The 20,846-nt window shown below is 72.0% G+C and carries 15 protein-coding genes; 11 read left to right on the top strand and 4 right to left on the bottom strand.

What is annotated here, in order from left to right; translation table 11 throughout:
• Nucleotides 1–61 precede the first annotated feature (61 nt).
• Entirely contained in the window at nucleotides 62–769 is a 708-nt protein-coding gene (locus ACWGJB_RS34920) for a class III extradiol dioxygenase subunit B-like domain-containing protein (protein WP_453384045.1), read from the top strand.
• Nucleotides 770–869: 100 nt separating this feature from the next.
• Here the strand turns inward: ACWGJB_RS34920 and ACWGJB_RS34915 are convergent, their stop codons facing one another.
• Together ACWGJB_RS34915 and ACWGJB_RS34910 are read right to left on the bottom strand one after the other, a co-directional pair.
• A complete protein-coding gene (locus tag ACWGJB_RS34915; RefSeq protein WP_453384044.1) occupies nucleotides 870–1,142 on the bottom strand; it encodes an antitoxin in 273 nt (90 codons plus the stop codon).
• Nucleotides 1,143–1,175: 33 nt separating this feature from the next.
• A complete protein-coding gene (locus ACWGJB_RS34910) occupies nucleotides 1,176–1,478 on the bottom strand; it encodes a hypothetical protein (protein ID WP_453384043.1) in 303 nt (100 codons plus the stop codon).
• A gap of 179 nt (nucleotides 1,479–1,657) precedes the next feature.
• On the opposite strand from ACWGJB_RS34910, the gene miaA reads away from it, so the two are divergent.
• From miaA to hflX, 6 genes are all read left to right on the top strand, one after another.
• Nucleotides 1,658–2,596: a tRNA (adenosine(37)-N6)-dimethylallyltransferase MiaA gene (miaA, locus tag ACWGJB_RS34905; RefSeq protein WP_453384042.1), complete on the top strand. Its 939-nt coding sequence runs from the start codon at nucleotides 1,658–1,660 to the stop codon at nucleotides 2,594–2,596.
• 106 nt (nucleotides 2,597–2,702) lie between these two features.
• The gene (locus tag ACWGJB_RS34900) at nucleotides 2,703–3,209 is read left to right on the top strand and encodes a hypothetical protein (RefSeq protein ID WP_453384107.1); all 507 of its coding nucleotides are present in this window, start codon (nucleotides 2,703–2,705) and stop codon (nucleotides 3,207–3,209) included.
• A 160-nt stretch (nucleotides 3,210–3,369) separates the two neighbouring features.
• Nucleotides 3,370–4,233 carry a diaminopimelate epimerase gene (dapF, locus tag ACWGJB_RS34895; RefSeq protein WP_360495675.1) on the top strand — a complete coding sequence of 288 codons (864 nt, stop codon included), beginning with the start codon at nucleotides 3,370–3,372 and terminating at the stop codon, nucleotides 4,231–4,233.
• Between the two features lie 295 nt (nucleotides 4,234–4,528).
• Nucleotides 4,529–6,646: a RelA/SpoT family protein gene (locus ACWGJB_RS34890; protein ID WP_453384041.1), complete on the top strand. Its 2,118-nt coding sequence runs from the start codon at nucleotides 4,529–4,531 to the stop codon at nucleotides 6,644–6,646.
• Nucleotides 6,647–6,714: 68 nt separating this feature from the next.
• Nucleotides 6,715–8,196: a M1 family metallopeptidase gene (locus ACWGJB_RS34885; protein WP_453384040.1), complete on the top strand. Its 1,482-nt coding sequence runs from the start codon at nucleotides 6,715–6,717 to the stop codon at nucleotides 8,194–8,196.
• 157 nt (nucleotides 8,197–8,353) lie between these two features.
• Complete coding sequence (gene hflX / locus ACWGJB_RS34880) at nucleotides 8,354–9,847, top strand: GTPase HflX (protein WP_453384039.1); 1,494 nt, start codon at nucleotides 8,354–8,356, stop codon at nucleotides 9,845–9,847.
• A gap of 163 nt (nucleotides 9,848–10,010) precedes the next feature.
• On the opposite strand, the gene ACWGJB_RS34875 is transcribed toward hflX, so the two are convergent.
• Complete coding sequence (locus ACWGJB_RS34875; protein ID WP_453384038.1) at nucleotides 10,011–11,228, bottom strand: trypsin-like serine peptidase; 1,218 nt, start codon at nucleotides 11,226–11,228, stop codon at nucleotides 10,011–10,013.
• Nucleotides 11,229–11,673: 445 nt separating this feature from the next.
• On the opposite strand from ACWGJB_RS34875, the gene ACWGJB_RS34870 reads away from it, so the two are divergent.
• The 4 genes from ACWGJB_RS34870 to ACWGJB_RS34855 all read left to right on the top strand — a co-directional run bounded on the left by ACWGJB_RS34870 (nucleotide 11,674) and on the right by ACWGJB_RS34855 (nucleotide 19,415).
• Nucleotides 11,674–13,419 carry a diaminobutyrate--2-oxoglutarate transaminase family protein gene (locus ACWGJB_RS34870; protein ID WP_453384037.1) on the top strand — a complete coding sequence of 582 codons (1,746 nt, stop codon included), beginning with the start codon at nucleotides 11,674–11,676 and terminating at the stop codon, nucleotides 13,417–13,419.
• Nucleotides 13,420–13,799: 380 nt separating this feature from the next.
• On the top strand, nucleotides 13,800–15,857 hold the full coding sequence (locus ACWGJB_RS34865; protein ID WP_453384036.1) for an IucA/IucC family protein: 2,058 nt from the start codon (nucleotides 13,800–13,802) through the stop codon (nucleotides 15,855–15,857).
• A 615-nt stretch (nucleotides 15,858–16,472) separates the two neighbouring features.
• Nucleotides 16,473–17,177 carry a GNAT family N-acetyltransferase gene (locus ACWGJB_RS34860; RefSeq protein WP_453384106.1) on the top strand — a complete coding sequence of 235 codons (705 nt, stop codon included), beginning with the start codon at nucleotides 16,473–16,475 and terminating at the stop codon, nucleotides 17,175–17,177.
• A 261-nt stretch (nucleotides 17,178–17,438) separates the two neighbouring features.
• Nucleotides 17,439–19,415, top strand: coding sequence for an ATP-dependent DNA helicase (locus tag ACWGJB_RS34855; RefSeq protein ID WP_453384035.1), 1,977 nt, complete (start codon nucleotides 17,439–17,441; stop codon nucleotides 19,413–19,415).
• A 305-nt stretch (nucleotides 19,416–19,720) separates the two neighbouring features.
• On the opposite strand, the gene lexA is transcribed toward ACWGJB_RS34855, so the two are convergent.
• Nucleotides 19,721–20,500, bottom strand: a complete 780-nt coding sequence (lexA, locus tag ACWGJB_RS34850; RefSeq protein ID WP_362579448.1) for a transcriptional repressor LexA — start codon at nucleotides 20,498–20,500, stop codon at nucleotides 19,721–19,723.
• Nucleotides 20,501–20,846: the final 346 nt, after the last annotated feature.

Below are 20,846 nucleotides of genomic sequence, written 5' to 3'. Positions count from 1 at the left end.
CCCGGGTGATGCGCCGATCGGGGTCTGACCTCGGGCGGCCGTCGCCGCTACCCTGCCGATCATGCTTGTCGCCGCAGCAGTATGCCCCTGCCCGCCGCTCCTCGTGCCCGAGGTCGCCGCGGGTGCCGCCCCCGAGCTGGACACCGCCCGTGCCGCCTGCGCCGACGCGCTGGGCGTGCTCGCGGCCGCGCGGCCCGACCTGCTGGTAGTGGTCGGGCCCGCCGAGCAGTCCGGGCGGGGCGTGTTCCCGCAGGGCAGCCGGGGTTCCTTCCGCGGCTTCGGCGTCGGCGTCGACGTACAGCTCGGAAGTGGCGAGGCCGGTGAGCGGGAGCTGCCGGCCTCGCTCGCCGTCGGCGCCTGGCTGCTGGAGCGCACCGGCTGGGCCGACGCGCCCGTCGAGGGACTGGGCGTGGGCGAGCCCCTGGAGGCCGAGCGGTGCGTCCGTACCGGCCGGGAGATCGCCGACCGGGCCGCGCGGGTGGCGATGCTGGTCATGGGCGACGCCAGCGCCCGCCGTACCCTCAAGGCGCCCGGCTACCTCGACGAGCGGGCGGCCCCCTTCGACGCCGAGGCGGCCCGCGCGCTCGGCACCGCCGACCTCGCCGCGATCAAGGCCCTCGACGCCGACCTGGCATACCGGCTCAAGGCCTCGGGCCGGGCCCCCTGGCAGGTCCTGGCGGGCGCGGCCGAGGACGCGGGCCTCGCCGGGGCGCTGCTCCACGACGAGGCGCCGTACGGCGTGGGCTACCTCGTGGCGACCTGGTCCTGACCTGAGCCGGCCTGTCCTCGCCTGACCGCTGCGCAAAACGGCGGACGGCCGGGAGTCGGGTGACTCTCGGCCGTCCGCCGATCTGCGTGGTCCGCCCGGCTCAGGGAGCCGGTGGCGGGTCGTCCGGCCGGGTCGGGGCGGTGGGGTCGGTCGCGTCCGGGTGCACAAACCGGTCCATGGCGTCCTTGGCCCTGCCCGTACCCGTCTGGATCTTGTCGCTGTACTTACCCTTGGTCTTCTCGTCGACGACCCGCGCGGCCTTGTCGATGCCGTGCTGGAGTTTGTCGATCTTGTCCTCGTGCTGGTGCGCGAGATCAGAGACCCGGTCCTTGGCCGGGCCGAGCTTGGCCTTCAAATTGTCCAAAAGACCCATGGCTACCTTCCCTATGGCTTCCCTCGCGGGCCGCTATGTGCGGGCGCCCTCGCCGACCTCGTTGTCGGCGGCCTCCTTGGCGGACTGCTGCTGGGGGATCTCGGTGCTCTCGGCGCCGGCCACCGCGACGGGCTCCGGTTCCGTCCGCGCATCCACGCTTCCGTCGCCGTCCTCGCCCGGCTCCTTCGCCGCCGAGGCCCCGGCCGTCTTCTCCACCGCGGTCTCCGCCGCGTCCTCCGCTGCGGACCCGTCCGGTTCGGCAACGGCCGGTGCCTCGGTGCCCGGCTCCTCCGTGACCTTCGGCTTCTTTCCGAGGAATCGTGCAAAAACGCCCATATCCACTCCATACGTTACTCGTGCGAGCGAAATCCCGCGTGACCCGGTGCGTCCGTTTGCGCCACCCCGGTCACCGCCTCTCGCCGGCGGCAGGAACCTCGCAACGGGCAACGAAGCCGGACACGGACTGTCACGTAACTCGTTCGAGACCCGCCGCCGAGGTTTGCGAGACTGGTGCGGTGAGCAGCGCACCCCCCGCCCCCCGTGTCATCGCCGTCGTCGGCCCCACCGCGGCCGGAAAGTCCGACCTCGGCGTCTTCCTGGCCCAACGGCTCGGCGGTGAGGTCGTCAACGCCGACTCCATGCAGCTGTACCAGGGGATGGACATCGGCACCGCCAAGCTGACGCCCGAGGAGCGCGCCGAGGTCCCGCACCACCTGCTCGACATCTGGGACGTGACCGTCACGGCCTCCGTCGCCGAGTACCAGCGGCTCGCCCGCGCCCGTATCGACGCCCTGCTCGCCGAGGGCCGCTGGCCGATCCTGGTCGGCGGTTCGGGGCTCTACATCCGCGGCGCCGTCGACAACCTGGAGTTCCCCGGCACCGACCCCGAGGTCAGGGCCCGTCTGGAGGAGGAACTCGCGCTGCGTGGCTCCGGCGCCCTGCACGCCCGGCTGTGCGCCGCCGACCCCGAGGCCGGCCGCGCCATCCTGCCCAGCAACGGGCGCCGTATCGTCAGGGCCCTGGAGGTGATCGAGATCACCGGCCAGCCCTTCACCGCCAACCTCCCGGGCCACGACTCGGTCTACGACACCGTCCAGATCGGCGTCGACGTGGGCCGCCCCGAGCTCGACGAGCGCATCGCGCTGCGCGTCGACCGGATGTGGGAGGCCGGGCTCGTGGACGAGGTGCGCGCCCTGGAGGCGCACGGGCTGCGCGAGGGCCGTACGGCGTCGCGTGCGCTCGGTTACCAGCAGGTCCTCGCGGCGCTCGCCGGGGAGTGCACGGAAGCGGAAGCGCGGACCGAGACCGTCCGTGCCACCAAGCGCTTCGCGCGCCGTCAGGATTCATGGTTCAGGCGCGACCCCCGGGTGCACTGGTTGAGTGGGGCCGCGGCGGACCGCGAGGAACTTCCGCGGCTGGCCCTGGCGTTGCTCGAACGACCGGTCACAGCCTGATCACGTCATGGCATCGGGATGCGCCACCGGTCATCGAGGCCTCCGGCGCCGTGCCATCATCGAGCTCCGATCGCAAGTGGAGTCCTAGTTGGGAGGGCGCGTGGCGATGGAGGCCGGCCCTCGCGACACCGCACAAGACACCGAGCACGTCGCCGTGGCACCGGGTGATCCGGACGAGGGCGAGGACCGACTGACGCCGGACGGTCCGGACGACACGGTGGGTGGCGGGGTGACCGCCGACGGCCCCGAGCCGGAGGAGATGTTCACCAGCGGCCCCGAGGTCGAGGTCGAGCTCCGCCCGCAGCGCCGGCTGCGACTGTGGCAGCTGGCCCCGATCGTGGGGCTGGCCGCGGTGGGCTCCCTGATGTTCGCCTTCCCCCTGGCCTTCGACTTCGGCGACAGCGGCGCGGTGATCGCGATGCTTGGTCTGCTCATCTGCTCCTGTGCGGCAGGCTGGGGCATGATGGCGGCCCGCCGGGTGGGCTACACCCTGCCGGGCTTCCCCGCGAGGGGCTCGGACCGCAGGCCCGACTGGCGTGTGGTGCTCGGATACGTGGTCCTGGTGGCGCTCGTGGTCGTCCTGGCCGTCTGGCGAGTGGCGCGACTGCGCTGAGAGGCGTCTGGCGCCACTGCGCCGAGATTCGACCGCGCTCACCGGGGCGCCCCGTCAGGGGCGCGGGGCTGTGTCGATCTGTGGCTCCGCCGCGTGAGCGTGACCAGCCCCCACCGGCCCGCAGCCGAACCACCGTGCACCCCTCCCTTACCCTCGAAGAATGAGCATCCCCTTCCTCAAGGGCCACGGCACCGAGAACGACTTCGTGATCGTCCCGGACCCGGACAACGCCCTGGACCTCACCCCGGCCGCCGTGACCGCCCTGTGCGACCGCCGGTCAGGCATCGGCGCCGACGGCGTGCTGCACGTCGTCCGGTCCGCCGCGCACCCCGAGGCCAAGGGGATGGCCACCGACGCGGAGTGGTTCATGGACTACCGCAACGGCGACGGCTCGATCGCCGAGATGTGCGGCAACGGCGTCCGCGTCTTCGCCCGCTACCTCCAGCACGCCGGTCACGTCACGGAGGGCGACCTCGCCGTCGCCACCCGCGGCGGTGTGAAGACCGTCCACATCGCCAAGGACGGCGACGTCACCGTCGGCATGGGCCGCGCCCGCCTCCCCGAGAGCGACGTCACGGTGAGCGTCGGCGACCGCACCTGGCCCGCCCGGAACGTGAACATGGGCAACCCGCACGCCGTCGCCTTCGTCGAGGACCTCGCGCACGCCGGCGACCTCTACACCCCGCCCCCCTTCAGCCCGCCCTCGGCCTATCCCGAAGGGGTCAACGTCGAGTTCGTCGTGGACCGCGGCCCCGGCCACGTCGCGATGCGCGTGCACGAGCGGGGCTCAGGCGAGACCCGCTCCTGCGGCACCGGCGCCTGCGCCGTCGCCGTGGCCACCGCCCGCCGCGACGGCGCCGACCCCGCCGTCACCGGAACCCCGGCGACATACACCGTGGACGTGCCCGGCGGGCGCCTCGTCATCACCGAACGACCCGACGGCGAGATCGAGATGACCGGCCCCGCCGTGATCGTGGCCGAGGGCGAGATCGACGCCGAATGGCTGGAAAACGCCGCGCGCTGAACCGGCCGGACGTCATGAACCGTGGTCCGGGGCGTCCCGCAACACCCGGATCCACGGTCGGCGTTGCCCCCGGTGGCGAGAAACGTCGGCCACCCCCCGAACAGGTGGCGCAAAATCGTAAACCTCCAAGTCGTCGCTCGAATGGGTGATCCGTTTCACGCTCGGCGAGAGGCGGTCAGTCGGGCCTGTTGGGCTCGGTAGCATCAAGCACCGGCACGGACGGGGGAACGTCACCAATCCCTGAGCCATGTATGCCCTGGGGCCCCGTCCGCCGGTCCACGAGCCGGAGGTGCCCATGAGTGCGGAGGCCACGAACCCTGCGACGCCCGGACCTGTAGTGCCCACAGCGGCCCGCAGGAAGGCCCGCCCCCGGATCGACCTGCGTCGGCTCGGCCGGGCCGCGCTCCTCGGCAACGCGGCCCGCGGCAAGCTGCCCGACGCCATCGGCCATGTCGCCGAGGCGCACCGTGCCCACTACCCCGACGCCGACCTCGAACCCCTGCGCCGCGCCTACGTCCTGGCCGAGTCCTCGCACCGCGGCCAGATGCGCAAGAGCGGTGAGCCGTACATCACCCACCCCCTCGCGGTCACCCTGATCCTCGCCGAACTCGGCGCCGAGACCACGACCCTGACGGCCTCTCTGCTCCACGACACCGTCGAGGACACCGATGTGACCCTCGACCAGGTGCGGGAACAGTTCGGCGAGGAGGTCCGTTATCTGGTCGACGGGGTGACGAAACTCGAGAAGGTCGACTACGGGGCCGCCGCCGAACCCGAGACGTTCCGGAAGATGCTCGTCGCCACCGGCAGTGACGTCCGGGTGATGTCGATCAAGCTCGCCGACCGTCTGCACAACATGCGCACCCTCGGCGTGATGCGTCCCGAGAAGCAGGAGCGCATCGCCAAGGTCACCCGCGACGTCCTCATCCCGCTCGCCGAACGGCTCGGCGTGCAGGCCCTGAAGACCGAGCTGGAGGACCTGGTCTTCGCCATCCTGCACCCCGAGGAGTACGCGCACACAAGGGAGTTGATCGCCGAGAACGCGGCCCGCGCGGACGACCCCCTGGCCGAGATCTCCGACGAGGTGCGCGGGGTGCTGCGCGAGGCCGACATCCCCGCCGAAGTCCTCATCCGGTCACGCCACTTCGTCTCCGTGCACCGCGTCAGCCGCAAACGCGGCGAACTGCGCGGCGCCGACTTCGGCCGGCTGCTGGTGCTGGTCAACGAGGACGCGGACTGTTACGCCGTACTCGGCGAACTGCACACCTGTCTGACCCCGGTCGTCTCGGAGTTCAAGGACTTCATCGCCGTACCGAAGTTCAACCTGTACCAGTCGCTGCACACCGCGGTGGCCCGCGCCGACGGGCAGGTCGCCGAAGTCCTCATCCGCACCCACCAGATGCACAAGGTCGCCGAGGCCGGTGTCGTCGCCCTCGGCAACCCCTACGCCCCGGCCGCCGACGCACCCGTCTCCGACGCCCCGGCCGACGGCGAGCGCGCCGACCCGACCCGCCCCGGCTGGCTCTCCCGCCTCCTCGACTGGCAGAAGGCCGCCCCGGACACCGACACCTTCTGGTCCACCCTCCGCGAGGACCTCGCCCAGGACCGCGAGATCACCGTCTTCCGTCCCGACGGCGGCACCCTCGGCCTCCCCGAGGGCGCCACCTGCGTCGACGCCGCCTACGCCCAGTACGGCGAGGACGCGCACGCCTGCATCGGCGCCCGGGTCAACGGCCGCCTCGCCACCCTCAGCACCGTCCTCAAGGACGGCGACACCGTCCAGCTGCTGATGGGCCAGGACCCGGCCTCCGAACCCTCCCGGGAGTGGCTGGAGCACGCCCACACGCCCGCCGCGCGCATCGCCATCCAGCGCTGGCTCGCCACCCACCCGGACAGCACCGAAGAGCCCCACGCCCCCGTGGCCGTACCCACGCGCCCGATCCCGGAGCCCCAGGCCGCCACGCCCCGCACCGCGAGCGCCGTGGTCGTCGACCGGCCCGACGCGACCGTACGGCTGGCCGGCTGCTGCACCCCCGTACCGCCCGACGAGGTCACCGGCTTCGCGGTGCGCGGGGGAGTGGTCACCGTGCACCGCGTGGCCTGCGCCGCGGTGGCGCACATGAAGGGCACCGGGCGCCCCGAGACCGCCGTGAGCTGGGGCGACAGCACCGCCTGCCGGGTCACCCTGGTCGCCGAATCGTTCGGCCGCCCGCATCTGCTCGCCGACCTCACCGAGGCGATGGCCCAGGAGGGCGCCGAGATCGTCTCGGCGACCGTGGAACCCCCCAGCCAGCAGCGGGTCCGCCACACCTACACCGTCGAGCTCCCCGACGCGGCCCACCTGCCCGCCCTCATGCGCGCGATGCGCAACGTGGCCGGGGTGTACGACGTCGACCGAGCGCAACACCAGTAGGTACCCGTTCGAGTGGATCGGGCGCGCGGCGTCGCCGTGGGCCGGGAGCGCGCTGGTAGCGGTGGTTCATGTCGCTCACCCTCCGCGCCCGTCGGCCCCGGCGCCGGCACACCGCCCTGCTCGCCTCCGCCGTCTCCGTCGCCCTGCTCGGCGCGAGCGCCCCGCCGGCGCCGCTGGGCATCGGCGACCGGCTCTTCCCGTACCTCGGCAACCCGGGGTACGACGTGGCGTCGTACGACCTCTCCTTCACCTATCCCGGCAGCAACGACAAGCCGCTTCAGGCCGTCACCACCATCGACGCCTGGGCCACCACCGACCTGGACCGGATCAACCTGGACTTCGCGCACGGCAAGGTCGAGTCCGTCGAGGTCGACGGCCGGGCCGCCGCCTTCGACAGCGCCGGTGAGGACCTGGTCGTCACCCCGGACCAGCCGCTTCGGCTGGGCAGCTGGACGCGGATCACCGTGAAGCACACCAGCGACCCGGTGGCCGCCAAGGGCCAGGACGGCGGCTGGGTGCAGACCACCGACGGGCTGGCCATGGCCAACCAGGCCGACGCCGCCCACCTGGTCTTCCCGTGCAACGACCACCCGTCCGACAAGGCGATGTTCACCTTCCACATCACCGCCCCGAACGGCTACACCGTCGTCGCCAACGGCCTCCCCACCGAGTCCGCCCGGGTCGGCCGGCAGACCACCTGGACCTACCGCACCGAGCACCCCATGGCCACCGAACTGGCCCAGGTCTCCATCGGCCGCTCCGCCGTACTGCACCGCACCGGCCCGCACGGTCTGCCCGTCCGGGACGTCGTCCCGAGCGCCGCCGCCAAGACCCTGGAACCCTGGCTGGCCAAGACGCCGGACCAGATCGCCTGGCTGGAGAGCAAGGTCGGGACGTATCCCTTCGAGACCTACGGCGTGCTCATGGCACAGGCGTCCACCGGCTTCGAGCTGGAGACCCAGACCCTCTCCCTCTTCGAGAAGAACCTGTTCGCCCAGCCCGCGTACCCCAAGTGGTACATCGAGTCGATCATGGTGCACGAGCTGTCCCACCAGTGGTTCGGCGACAGTGTCAGCCCGCGCGTCTGGTCGGACGTCTGGCTGAACGAGGGCCACGCCACCTGGTACGAGGAGCTGTACGCGGAGGAGAAGGGCCACCAGCCCATGATCAACCGCATGAAGGCCGCCTACGGCGCCTCCGACCGCTGGCGCGCCGCCGGCGGACCGCCCGCGCTGCCCAAGGCGCCCGACCCCGGCCAGAAGATCAGCATCTTCCGCCCCAGCATCTACGACGGCGCCGCCCTCGCCCTCTACGCCCTGCGCCAGGAGATCGGCAAGCCCGCCTTCGAGCGCCTGGAGCGGATCTGGGTCCAGCGCCACAAGGACGCCACCGCCACCACCGCCGACTACGTGAAGCTGGCCTCGTCGATCGCCAACCGCGACCTCACCGGCTTCTTCGACGCCTGGCTGTACGGCGAGAAGACCCCGCCGATGCCCGGCCACCCGGACTGGAAGCAGGTCCCGGCCCCGGCCAGGCAGTCCAAGAAGTGACGGCGGCGCGGCCCCGGAATAACACGGTGCCGGGACGGTGCGTACCGTGCGACCATCATGGGGTCGGCGCGGTACGGGTCGCGGGGAATCTCCCGGGGTACTCGTACGTTGAGAGAGTGAACGCCGATTTCGGCATCCCCATCGACGTAAGGACCCAATGACCTCCTCTTCTTCCCCTTCCCAGGACACCAGGCGCCTCGCGCAGGACTACCCCGAAGGTCTTCGGGCCGATGCCCTGATGGAAGAGGACGTCGCCTGGAGCCACGAGATCGACGGAGAGCGGGACGGCGACCAGTTCGACCGCTCCGAGCGCGCGGCCCTGCGCCGCGTGGCGGGCCTCTCCACCGAGCTCGAGGACGTCACCGAGGTCGAGTACCGACAGCTCCGTCTGGAGCGGGTCGTGCTGGTCGGGGTGTGGACCACGGGCACCGTGCAGGACGCGGACAACTCCCTCGCGGAGCTGGCCGCCCTCGCCGAGACGGCGGGCGCGCTGGTGCTCGACGGTGTCATCCAGCGCCGCGACAAGCCCGACGCGGCCACCTACATCGGCTCCGGCAAGGCCCTGGAGCTGCGCGACATCGTCATCGAAACGGGCGCGGACACCGTCATCTGCGACGGTGAGCTGAGCCCTGGCCAGCTGATCCAGCTGGAGGACGTCGTCAAGGTCAAGGTCATCGACCGGACCGCCCTGATCCTGGACATCTTCGCCCAGCACGCCAAGTCCCGAGAGGGCAAGGCGCAGGTCGCGCTCGCACAGATGCAGTACATGCTGCCGCGACTGCGTGGCTGGGGTCAGTCGCTGTCCCGGCAGATGGGCGGCGGCTCGGGCGGCGGCCTCGCCACCCGTGGTCCCGGTGAGACCAAGATCGAGACGGACCGGCGGCGGATCCGCGAGAAGATGGCGAAGATGCGCCGGGAGATCGCGGAGATGAAGACCGGCCGCGACATCAAGCGCCAGGAGCGCAAGCGCCACAAGGTGCCGTCCGTCGCCATCGCGGGCTACACCAACGCCGGCAAGTCCTCCCTGCTCAACCGCCTCACCGGCGCCGGTGTTCTGGTAGAGAACGCGCTGTTCGCGACCCTGGACCCGACGGTCCGCCGCGCGGAGACCCCGAGCGGCCGCCTCTACACGCTGGCCGACACCGTCGGCTTCGTGCGCCATCTGCCCCACCACCTGGTCGAGGCGTTCCGCTCCACCATGGAGGAGGTCGGCGACGCCGACCTGATCCTGCACGTGGTCGACGGCTCACACCCGGTGCCGGAGGAGCAGCTGGCCGCCGTGCGCGAGGTGATCAGGGACGTCGGTGCCACCGACGTACCCGAGATCGTGGTGATCAACAAGGCGGACGCGGCCGACCCGCTGGTCCTCCAGCGGCTGCTGCGCAACGAGAAGCGGTCCATCGCGGTCTCGGCCCGCAGCGGCCAGGGCATCCAGGAGCTGCTGACCCTGATCGACGACGAGCTGCCCCGCCCGTCGGTCGAGATCGAGGCGCTCGTCCCCTACACCCACGGCAAGCTGGTCGCCCGCGCCCACAACGAGGGCGAGGTCCTCTCCGAGGAGCACACCGCCGAGGGCACCCTGCTCAAGGTCCGGGTCCACGAGGAACTGGCAGCGGAACTGACGCCGTACGTTCCGACTCCGGCTGCGTGACGACTGCTCGGTGAAGGGCCCGCCCCCTTTCAAGGGGGCGGGCCCTTCATGCTTCTGGGGCGCGGGGCCGAATCGATACGCGGCTCCGCCGCGTGGGCGCGACCAGCCACTGACGGCCGTCAGCCGACAACGCGACAGACCCCACAGTGGGACGACTGCCCCTCTACCGTCCCGCGAACTCCTTGCTGACCCCCTCATACACACCCTTGGCCACGTCACCGAACCGCGGCCCGGCCAGCCACCCCGAGCTCACCGGCCCGATCGACGTGTTGGACACCAGCGCCGGCTTGCCGTCGGCCCCCGTCTCCACCCAGCCGCCACCCGACGCCCCACCGGTCATCGTGCAGCCGATCCGGTACATCGTCGGCGCCGACGCATCGACCGACAGCCGCCCCGGCTTGTCCGCGCACTGGTACAGCAAGGACCCGTCGTAAGGCTTCGCCGCCGGATACCCGGTGGCCGTGATGCTCGACACCTTCGGCACGGCCGGCCCGTCGAAGTTCACCGGAAGCGCCGAACCGACCGTCTCCTCCAGGGACTTGCCGCCACTGCCCTGCTCCGGTGTCACATGGATCACCGCGTAGTCGTACGACGCACCGTCGCCGCCCGTCTCCCCGCCCTGGTCGATCCACTGCTGCGAGGTCTGCGCCCCGTCACCCCACCAGACGCCGTACGGCGCGATCTGGGAGCGCGTCGCCTGCGTGAGCGCCGTGCCCGTCAGCCCCTGGTCGTTGTAGGACGGCACGAACGCGATGTTCCGGTACCAGCCGCCGTTCTTGCCGGCGTGCACGCAATGTCCCGCCGTCCACACCAGGTTGGACTTGCCCGGGTGGGCCGGGTCCTCGACGACCGTCGCCGAGCAGACCATCGTGCCCTCGGGGGAGTCGAAGAACACCTTCCCGGCGGTGGCCGCGTTGGCGTGGTACGCCGGCCGCACGGCCTTCGCCTCGACCGGGTCCGGCGTCGGGTCGGTCACCCCCTGGTCACCGGAGAGGTCGTTGTCGTCGACGCCCTTGTCCTTGTCCGGGTCGTTGGCGTCCCGCATCCGCTCCGGGTCCCACAGGCCCTTGATGATGGGGTTGATGAAGTCGTTGGCCTCGCGCAGCCACTCGTCCCTGTCCCAGTTCTTCCAGGCGCCGTTCTTCCACTTGTCGATGTCGATCCCGTGCTCTTTGAGCTTGTTCTTGATGTCGTCCGGGATCTTGATCTTGCCGTCGCCGGTGTCGGCCGTGGCGGACGCGGACGCCGGGCCGCCCGCGTTGTCGTCTCCGGAGCTGTCGCAGGCGGTGGCGGTCAGCGCCAGCGCCGAAGCGAGGGCGACGGCCGCCAGCGCCCGGGGCGTGCCCCCTCGAAGGGTGGACGACGGCCGGATGGATCGCATGCTGGTGACTCCCCCTGTTGGTAAGGAACTTGAGCGTCACACTATGCGCTCGCTGTGAGGGCCCGCCCATGGAAGGGCAACGGTTTCGCTACGGGCGGTCCGGTGCGGCCGTCCCCGCACTCCCGTCACTCAGACCCGGCTGACCTCGTCAAACCGCGCTGCCCCGGACCGGTGAGTTCCCGTTGGGTCGCCGGCCGAGGGACGAGTGTGCGGCCGCCGGTACCAGACGACGATCGGCATATATCACGGTGTGTCAAACGGTGGGCCGGTGCCGGTGCCGGTGCCGGTGCCGGTGCCGGTGTCCGTCGGTCTCGGCAAGGCAAGGATCTTGAGGCAACCCGTAACCCGCTGGCCGGTCCGGGGTTGGTAGCGGTGGGGGTCCCGCTGCCTGTGCCCGGTGCCCGCCGATCAACTCGCCTCTGGACAGCGGGGAGGACAGCGAGCCGTGGCCGTGACGGAGTCGGTGACCGGGGACACGTTCGGGGGAGCGCGCGCGGCGCATGAGGGGATCCTGAGACGCCAGTCGGCGCGAGAGTCGCGGGCGCGGACCTACGCGCGCGCCCTCCCCATCGTGCCGGTGCGGGCCCGTGGCCTGACCATCGAGGGCGCCGACGGCCGCCGCTACCTGGACTGCCTCTCCGGCGCCGGCACCCTCGCGCTCGGCCACAACCACCCGGTCGTACTGGAGGCGATCCGCAAAGTCCTCGACTCCGGCGCCCCGCTCTCCGTGCTCGACCTGGCGACCCCCGTCAAGGACGCCTTCACCACCGAGCTGTTCCGCACCCTGCCGCCCGGCCTCGCCGACCGCGCCCGCGTCCAGTTCTGCGGGCCCGCCGGGACGGACGCCGTCGAAGCCGCCTTCAAACTGGTCCGGGCCGCGACCGGCCGCACCGGCATCCTCGCCTTCACCGGCGCGTACCACGGCATGACCAGCGGCGCGCTGGCCGCCTCCGGCGGGGCCTGCGATGTACGGGTCGCCCGGCTGCCCTACCCCCAGGACTATCGCTGCCCGTTCGGCGTCGGCGGCCCGGGCGGCGCCGAACTCGGCGCCCGCTGGACCGAGTCCGTCCTCGACGACCCCAAGTCCGGCGTCCCGCTGCCCGCCGGGATGATCCTCGAACCCGTCCAGGGTGAGGGCGGAGTGATCCCGGCGCCCGACGACTGGCTCCGGCGGATGCGGCAGCTCACCGCCGACCGCTCCATCCCCCTCATCGCGGACGAGATCCAGACCGGGGTGGGCAGGACCGGAGCCTTCTGGGCCGTCGACCACAGCGGGGTCACCCCCGACGTGATGGTCCTGTCCAAGGCCATCGGCGGCAGCCTCCCCCTCGCCGTCGTCGTCTACCGCGACGACCTCGACGTCTGGGAACCCGGCGCCCATGCCGGCACGTTCCGTGGCAACCAACTCGCCATGGCCGCCGGCACGGCCACCCTCGCCCACGTCCGGGAGAACGGCCTCGCCGAACGCGCGGGCCTGCTCGGCTCCCGCATGCTCTCCCAGTTGCGAGGCCTCCAGGAGGAGTTCGCGTGCGTGGGCGACGTGCGGGGGAGGGGGTTGATGATCGGGGTGGAACTGGTGGATCCGGAGGGGGAGCAGGGCACGGGAGCTGCGCAGGACGGGTGCGCGCGGGCCGCGGGGGAGGGCGAGGGATACGCGGAGGCCCTGCAGGACGGCGAGGTCCGGGACTCCGGTAGGGGCAGGGCGGTGGAGATGCGGGGTGGTGCCGTGGACGGAAGCGACTCGGACAGCGGTGCTGTGCGCGGGGTCGGCTGGCGCGAAGGTGCTGTGGGCGGGGGTGGCGGGCGCGGCGGTGCCATGGGCGGGGGCGGCTGGGGCGGCGGTGCTTTGGGCGAAGGGGGCGGGGGTGGCGGTGTCGTGCCCGGCGGCGGGCGGGGCGGCGGTGCGGTGAGCGGGTGGAACGGTGCGGGCCGTCGCCGGCCGCTCCCGGCCGCTCCCGAACTGGCCTCCGCCGTGCAGCGCGCATGCCTGGAACGCGGGCTGATCGTCGAGCTCGGCGGCCGCCACGCCGGTGTCGTACGACTCCTGCCGCCGCTGACCATCACCGACGAACAGGCCGCCGCCGTCCTGGACCGCCTCGCCGACGCCGTGGCGGCGGTGGCCCGCGATCCGGCCGCCCACGGCGTACGGCCGCCCCGCCGACCGGGCGGCGGCAAGGAGCCGGCCGGTTAGCCCGCCCAACCGGAACGGGCCGACCGGCCACCGTGCCCGAGGCGACCGAGCCGAACGGATCGCCCGCAGCGAACCCACCCGCCGGACCAGCCGGAAGGCGCCCGCCCACCGGACCGCGGCCGGCAGGCCGGCTCCCCGGCGCTGCCGGACCGCCGTGAGCAGGCCGGCCGCCCGGCGCCGCCGCACCGAAGCAGTCGCCCGGTGGGCCCGGACCGAATCACCCGGCCCGACCGGGCCGCGCGTGAGATTCCACATCGTCCACACCTCTCTCGTAAGGACAGCCAGCACCCGACTCACCCCCTGGACAGCCGAGTTCGCCGCACACGACGGCCGACGGCCAACGGCCGACCCCGCACCGCCCGAGCCCCTGAGGAACCCTCTTGAACGCCACCCCCGCCCCCGACGACCACGGAGACCAAGGCCCACAGGGACGCCCCGTTCCGCTCGCTGAGTCGGTTCCCCAGCAACGCGGCCGCACATTCCCGCCCGAGCGGTCCCGCGACGACACCGGGGACCTTCTGGAACACCCTGACCCGCACATCGCCGCCCAGGCCGCCGCTGTGGAGAACCTGCTGCGCTGCTGGGCACGCGAGACGAACCTCCCCGCGCCCGACACCGGCACCCTCCGCATCCCGCTGCCCGCCAGCGGTACGGCCCTGATCACTCCGGTCCGCCACTGGTCCCCGACCGGCTGGCACCGCTTCGGCCCACCCCGCCTGGCCGGCACCCCCGACACCGCCCCGCCCGTCGACGCGCTCACCCTCGCGGCCCTGCTCAGCCGGGAGACGACGGGCGCGGCAGGGGGCACGGTGGTCCGACCTGAGGGCGGCCCCGGTCCGGTCGGCGGCGGCCCCGGTCCGGTCGGAGGCATCGTCGCCCAAGCCAACGGCAGCCCCCTCCGCCTCAACGGCAGCCCCCTCCAGCCCGACGGCCAACGCCGTCTCGCCGAAGGCGCCCCCCGCACCCAGGACGTCCCCGATGCCGGCGACCTCGTGGCCCGGGTCGCCGACTCTCTGCGCCGCACGGTCACCTTCATCGCGGACCGGCGTGCCCACCCCGCCGACGGCCCCGACCGTTTTCTCGGCGCCGAGCAGGCCCTCCTCCTCGGGCATCCACTGCACCCGACCCCGAAGAGCCGCGAGGGCCTGACCGACTCCGAAGCCCGGCTCTACTCACCGGAGTTGCGCGGCTCCTTCCCTCTGCACTGGATGGCGGTCGCCTCCTCCCTCCTCGCCACCGACTCGGCATGGACCGAGCGTGGCCGCCACGTCCCCGCGCCGCACCTCATGGAAAGCCTGGCCGGCACGGCTCTGCCTCTGCCCGACGGCTATGGCGCCGCCCTGCCCCTGCACCCCTGGCAGGCCCGTGAGGTCCGCCACCGCGAGACGACCGCCGCCCTGCTCGACGCCGGACTCCTGCGCGACCTGGGCCCCCTTGGCGTCCCCTGGCATCCCACCTCCTCCGTACGAACCGTGCACCGCACCGGCGCCCCCGCCATGCTCAAGTTGTCGCTGGGCCTGTGCATCACCAACTCCCGCCGCGAGAACCTCCGCAAGGAACTCCACCGCGGCGTCGAGATGCACCGTCTGCTGCGCACCGGCCTCGCCAAGCAGTGGCAGGCCGCCCACCCCGGCTTCGACATCGTGCGCGACCCCGCCTGGCTGGCCGTGGACGGCCAGGAAGGCCGACCCGTGCCCGGACTCGACGTGATGATCCGGCACAACCCGTTCACCCCCGCCGACGACGTGTCCTGTGTCGCTGGGCTGGCCGCACCCCTCCCCCTCGACGCCCCGGCGGCGAACGGCGGTCCCCGGCCGTACCGGTCCCGGCTCGCCCGGGTGGTTGCTCGGCTCGCCGAACGCACCGGCCGCCCCGTCGGCGCCGTCAGCGTCGAGTGGTTCCTGCGCTATCTGGAGCAGGTCGTCCGCCCGGTGCTCTGGCTCGACGGCGAGGCCGGTATCGCCCTGGAGGCACACCAGCAGAACACCCTGCTCGTGCTGGACGCCGACGGCTGGCCCGCCGGCGGGCGCTACCGTGACAACCAGGGCTACTACTTCCGTGAGTCCCGGCGGGCGGAACTCGACGCCCGGCTGCCCGGCGTCGGCGAGCACAGCGACACCTTCGTCCCCGACGAGGTCACCGACGAACGCTTCGCCTACTACCTCGGCATCAACAACGTGCTCGGTCTGATCGGCGCGTTCGGCTCCCAGCGGCTCGCCGACGAGCGCCTGCTGCTCGCGGCCTTCCGGCGGTTCCTCACCGACGCGGCCTCCGGACCCGCCCGGCTGCGCACCTCCCTGCCCGGCCGCCTGCTCGACTCACCCGTCCTGCGCTGCAAGGCCAACCTGCTGACCCGGCTGCACGGCCTCGACGAACTCGTCGGCCCGGTCGACACCCAGTCCGTCTACGTCAACATCACCAACCCCCTTCACTCCTGACCGTCCGACCGTCTTGACCACACCGACTTCCTCACCCGCCCACCGCCCACCGCCCAGCGCCCGACCTCCACCGGCCTCCGACCACTGACTTCCACCCACCGCTCTTCAATCACCGACCTCCATTCACCTCACCGACCGAGGAACATGACCCACCTCGTCTCCTGAGAGGAGCGCACCATGCCTCCCACCGACGCGAGCGCCGACGCAGGCCCCGTACCGGTCCACCCCGTCCACCCCGGCCGCTCAGGTCCCGCCGAGGACACCCGGGACTGCGAGGACACCCTGGACCTCCGCCTGCCCGCCGATCTCCTCGCCCTCTTCGCCGGGAAGACGACCGGCCCTGATCTCGGTACGACGGCCCACACCGACGTCGGCGGGACACCCGGCCCCGACAACGGCGGTGGAGGACTGCCCGCACCGGCCGCCCCGGACGGCACTCGCGCCGCCCCGACCAGCGAGTCGCAGGCCCCCGTACTCGACTCTGACCAAGCCGCTGCACTCGGTCATGACCGATCTGCCGCACTCGGACACGACGGAGCCACCACGCTCGCCGATGGACGATCTGCCGCGTTCAGTCCCGACCGACAGACCCCGCTCGGTCATGAACGACCGACCCTGCTGGGCGACGACCGACCGAGCCCGCACACTCCTGACCGGCCCACCGCGCATGTCGACGTCCGACCGACTCCGCACGCTCAGGCCCGACCGACCCCGCTCGGCCAAGACCGGCTCGGCCCACTGGACACGCTCGACCTGCTCGATCAGCTGGCGACCTGGGGCCCCACCGAGACCCCCGTCGGCGCGTTCCACCTCGTACCGGTCGACGTCGAACGCGACCTGCCGATCATCAGCCGCTGGATGAACGACCCCGCCGTGGCCGCGTTCTGGCAGCTGGCCGGCTCACGGGCGCAGACGGAGGATCATCTCCGTGGCCAGCTCGAGGGAGACGGACGCAGCGTGCCCTGCCTGGGCAGCCTCGACGGCACCCCGATGAGCTACTGGGAGATCTACCGGGCCGACTTGGACCCGCTCGCCCGCCACTATCCGGCCCGCCCGCACGACACCGGAGTCCACCTCCTCATCGGCGATGCCGCCGACCGGGGGCGGGGACTGGGGTCCGCCCTGCTCAGAGCCGTGGCCGATCTCGTACTCGATCACCGCCCCGCCTGTGCGCGCGTCGTCGCGGAGCCCGATCTTCACAACACCCCCTCCGTGGCCGCCTTCCTCGGCGCGGGCTTCCGATACGCCGCCGAGGTCGACCTGCCTGCCAAACGGGCCGCCCTCATGATCCGAGACCGATCCCTACGTCATCTGATGTAGCGCTGAGTGATGGCGCGTACACATGTAGTACGAAGCGGCCGCCGATCAAGTTCCCGGCCACCCGGAAGAATTCGGAACAACCCGCTTCCCGGCCACCCGGGAGGAAACGGCACAGGCAAACCCCTTGGCCTGCCCTTCCCTTGGCAGCCCCTTCGCAACTCCTCCTCAGCCCACCTGCCCAGGAGCACCTCGCGTGATCCCGCCCCTCGTCCCCGCCTTGATCGCCCGATTGTCAGTGCCGGGCCGTAGGGTGGTCGCGCTATGACGAAGCCCTCACTCCCTGAACTCCTGCATGCCGCTGTCACAGCTGTCGGCGGTACGGAGCGCCCCGGCCAGGTGACCATGGCCGAATCGGTCGCCGAAGCGATCGACGACGGATCCCATCTGCTGATCCAGGCCGGCACCGGCACCGGAAAGTCGCTCGGCTATCTGGTGCCCGCGCTGGCCCACGGGGAGCGGGTCGTCGTGGCGACGGCGACCCTCGCCCTGCAGAGACAGCTCGTGGAGCGGGACCTGCCGCGCACCGTCGACGCCCTGCACCCGCTGCTGCGCCGACGCCCGGAGTTCGCGATGCTCAAGGGCAGGTCGAACTACCTGTGTCTGCACCGGCTGCACGAGGGCGTGCCGCAGGACGAGGAGGAGGGACTCTTCGACCAGTTCGAGGCGGCGGCGCCGACCAGCAAGCTCGGCCAGGACCTGTTGCGGCTGCGGGACTGGGCGGACGAGACCGAGACCGGTGACCGTGACGGCCTCACCCCGGGTGTCTCCGACAAGGCCTGGGCCCAGGTCTCGGTCTCCTCCCGGGAGTGCCTGGGTGCGTCCAAGTGCGCCTACGGCGCCGAGTGCTTCGCCGAGACGGCCCGTGAGCGTGCCAAGCTCGCGGACGTCGTCGTCACCAACCACGCGCTGCTGGCCATCGACGCCATCGAAGGCGCCCCGGTGCTCCCGCAGCACGAGGTGCTGATCGTGGACGAGGCGCACGAACTGGTCTCGAGGGTCACCGGCGTCGCCACCGGTGAACTCACCCCGGGCCAGGTCAACCGTGCGGTCCGGCGCGCCGCCAGGCTGGTCGACGAGAAGGCCGCCGACCAGCTCCAGACCGCCGCCGAGGGCTTCGAGCGGCTGATGGAGCTGGCCCTGCCGGGCCGTCTGGAGGAGATCCCGGAGGATCTCGGCTACGCCCTGGCGGCCCTCAGGGACGCCGCCCGGACCGTGATCTCCGCGATCGGCACGACCCGTGACAAGTCGGTCCAGGACGAGGACGCGGTCCGCAAGCAGGCACTGGCCTCGGTGGAGTCCGTGCACGACGTGGCGGAGCGGATCGTGAACGGCTCCGAGTGGGACGTCGTCTGGTACGAACGCCACGACCGCTTCGGCGCCTCCGTGCGGGTCGCCCCGATGTCCGTTTCCGGCCTGCTCAGGGAGAAGCTCTTCGCGGACCGTTCGGTCACTCTCACCTCGGCGACCCTCAAGCTCGGCGGGGACTTCAACGGCGTCGGCGCATCCCTGGGCCTCGCCCCCGAGGGCACCGAGGGCGACGACCACCCGCAGTGGAAGGGCGTCGACGTCGGATCGCCCTTCGACTACCCGAAGCAGGGCATCCTCTACGTCGCCAAGCACCTGTCGCGCCCAGCGCGGGACGGTGACCGCGCGGACATGCTCGACGAACTGACCGAGCTGATCCAGGCCGCCGGGGGCCGCACCCTCGGCCTCTTCTCCTCGATGCGGGCCGCCCAGCAGGCCGCCGAGGAGCTGCGCGTCCGGATCCCCGAGTTCCCGATACTGCTGCAGGGCGAGGAGACCCTCGGCGAGCTGATCAAGAACTTCGCGGCGGACCCCCGGACCTGTCTCTTCGGCACGCTGTCGCTGTGGCAGGGCGTCGACGTCCCGGGCCCCAGCTGCCAGCTGGTCGTCATGGACAAGATCCCGTTCCCGCGCCCGGACGACCCGCTGATGAGTGCCCGGCAGAAGGCCGTCGAGGACGCCGGTGGCAACGGCTTCATGGCGGTCGCCGCCACCCACGCCGCGCTCCTGATGGCCCAGGGCGCGGGCCGGCTGGTCCGGGCGTCGGGGGACCGAGGCGTGGTCGCCGTACTCGATCAGCGGCTGGCCACCGCACGGTACGGCGGCTATCTGAAGTCGTCACTGCCCGACTTCTGGTACACCACGGACCGTAACCAGGTCCGGAAGTCGCTCGCGGCCATCGACGCGACGGCTCGGCAGGCGGAGACGGAGTGATGGGGGGGGGGGGGGGGGCCGGGCGCGGGGGGGGGTAAACACCACCAAAAGAGGGGGGGGGGCGGGGGGGGGGGAAGAACCAAAAACCCCACACCGCGCTCGCGCCCCCGCCCTCCCCCGCGCCCCCCTGGGGCGGCGGCCTCTGGGCGGCGGCGCCTCTCCCCCCCCCCCCCCCCCCGCACCCCACCCCCCGCCATCCGAAGAGGCGGTCGCCGGGGGGTCCGGACAGTACAAGACCCCGGAACCGGCGCAGGGGTCCCGGGGCCCGATCGAAGGGCGGGCGGAATGGCCGCCCGCCGCAGGCGTCACACGCGCCGCAGTACCGCGACGACCTTACCCAGGATGGTCGCGTCGTCGCCGGGGATCGGTTCGTAGGCCGAGTTGTGGGGGAGGAGCCACACATGCCCGTCCTCGCGCTTGAAGCGCTTGACGGTGGCTTCGCCGTCGAGCATGGCGGCGACGATGTCGCCGTTCTCGGCGACCGGCTGGCGGCGGACCGTGACCCAGTCGCCGTCACAGATCGCGGCCTCGATCATGGAGTCACCGACGACCTTGAGTACGAACAGCTCGCCGTCGCCGACCAGCTGCCGAGGGAGGGGAAAGACGTCCTCGACGGATTCCTCGGCGAGGATCGGGCCACCGGCGGCGATCCGGCCGACCAGCGGGACGTACGACGCGGCGGGCTTGCCGGCGGTGTCCGTGGGCTGCACGCTCACGGCCTGGTCGGAGCCGCGTACCTCGTACGCACGCGGGCGGTGCGGGTCGCGGCGCAAGAAGCCCTTGCGCTCCAGTGCCATCAGCTGGTGCGCCACCGAGGACGTGCTGGACAGGCCGACGGCCTGACCGATCTCTCGCATCGACGGCGGGTAGCCCCGCCGCTGCACCGAGTCCCTGATCACCTCGATCACCCGGCGCTGCCGGTCGGTGAGGCCCGAGCTGTCCGCCCGGATGCCTGGAGGTCGGCCCGGTAGGGAGCGCTTGTGCCCCTCGGGATTCACGGCTTCGTTCATGGCATGCACCGGGTCGAGTCGGCCCTGGGAGCGGTCCTGGGCGGTGATGGTGGCACTGTCTGCGGTCGTGGTCACGTCGGCCCCTCTCGATGGTCTCCCTGCTGGACAACGGTAGTTGCTTTCGAAAGGTTGCGCCAAACACACGTTCGAGTGAAAAAACGCAGTTCACCGTACGCGATCACATGTCTCGGTGTATGGCTCACGCGACACCCAGCGGACAAAAGGTCTCATTGTTGTACTCTTCACCGCCGGGCTGATGGCCTTGCGGGTGTGTCCAGTCTGCCATCCGGACCCTCGCCGACCGGGAGGACCGCCCCCATCTGCGCCGGAGTCGCACGCGACCTCCGTGCGGCGCCCACGGTATCTCCGTATCCGCCGTAGCGGTACGTGTGCGACACGCGCAACCTGGCGATGTATCAGC

This window comes from Streptomyces sp. NPDC054813 (assembly GCF_053611365.1).
The sequence above is the reverse complement of the archived record's forward strand: the minus strand, read 5'-3'. Positions and strand labels throughout refer to the sequence as shown.